Source organism: Synechococcus sp. BA-120 BA3, assembly GCF_034931285.1.
GTDB lineage: Bacteria > Cyanobacteriota > Cyanobacteriia > PCC-6307 > Cyanobiaceae > Cyanobium.
In genome coordinates this window covers 1-899 of the sequence record NZ_JAYGHZ010000485.1, presented here as the reverse complement: position 1 = coordinate 899, position 899 = coordinate 1, and the positions used below count along the sequence as shown (strand labels likewise).

At 73.7% G+C, this 899-nt stretch carries 2 protein-coding genes; both read left to right on the top strand.

Annotated features, from left to right (window positions below; translation table 11 throughout):
- Positions 1-113: 113 nt before the first annotated feature.
- Positions 114-674, top strand: a complete 561-nt coding sequence (locus VB737_RS17040; RefSeq protein WP_500314716.1) for an NUDIX hydrolase — start codon at positions 114-116, stop codon at positions 672-674.
- Positions 674-899: deoxyribodipyrimidine photo-lyase (locus tag VB737_RS17035; protein WP_500314714.1), on the top strand; the 226-nt coding region annotated here is incomplete at its 3' end. The genes VB737_RS17040 and VB737_RS17035, both read left to right, overlap by 1 nt.

Sequence of the window (899 nt, the reverse complement as noted above, 5' to 3'; positions counted from 1 at the left end):
GCCCTGGAGCCGCCACCTCTGGCCCTGGCGGGGGAGCCGGGCTGGCCGGAAGGGCTCTGAACCGCGCCCAGCGGCCCCCGCCCGTCACACTGGGGGCCCCAATGGCCCGCCCCATGGCTCCCCTGCCGCCCCCCGAGCCCAGCACCCATCTGGAGACCACTGCGGCGCTGCAGGCCCGCAAGGTGCGTTTCGAGCTCAACCGGGTGGTGCTGCCCATCGGCATCGAGGGCACCTACGGCGTGATCCGCCATCCGGGCGCCTCCCTGGCGGTGCCGGTGCTCGAGGACGGCCGGGTGGTGATCCTGCGTCAGTACCGCTTCGCCGTAGCCGGCCGGCTGCTGGAGTTCCCGGCCGGCACCCTGGAGGAGGGGGAGGAGCCCCTGGGCTCGATGCGGCGCGAGCTGGAGGAGGAGACCGGCTACAGCGCCAGCCGCTGGGACCCCCTGGGTGCCATGCACCCCTGCCCCGGCTACTCGGACGAGCTGATCCACCTGTTCCTGGCCCGCGATCTCACCCTGCTGCAGGATCGCCCCCCCGGCGACGACGACGAGGACATGGAGGTGCTGCTGCTGGAGCCGGCCCAGTTGGATGCGCTCCTGGCCAGCGGCGATGAGGCCCTGGACGGCAAAACGGTCACGGCCTGGTACCGGGCCCGGCAGCTGCTCGCGCTCTGATGGCCCCGGAGCGCTGGCTGTTCTGGCATCGCCGCGACCTGCGCCTGGCCGACAACCTGGGCCTGGCGGCGGCGGCCGCCGCCACCCCGGCGGTCACCGGCCTCTACGTGCTGGATCCGGCGATCGTCTCAGGCCCGCTGATGGCGCCGGCCCGGGCCTGGTTTCTGTGCGAGAGCCTGCGCGAGCTGGCGGCCCCCTGGCGGGGGGGTGGCTCTTATACCCATC

Coding starts and splice junctions, on each gene's coding strand:
- VB737_RS17040 (WP_500314716.1), top strand. CDS start 114: ATGGCTCCCCTGCCGCCCCCCGAGCCCAGCACCCATCTGGAGACCACT.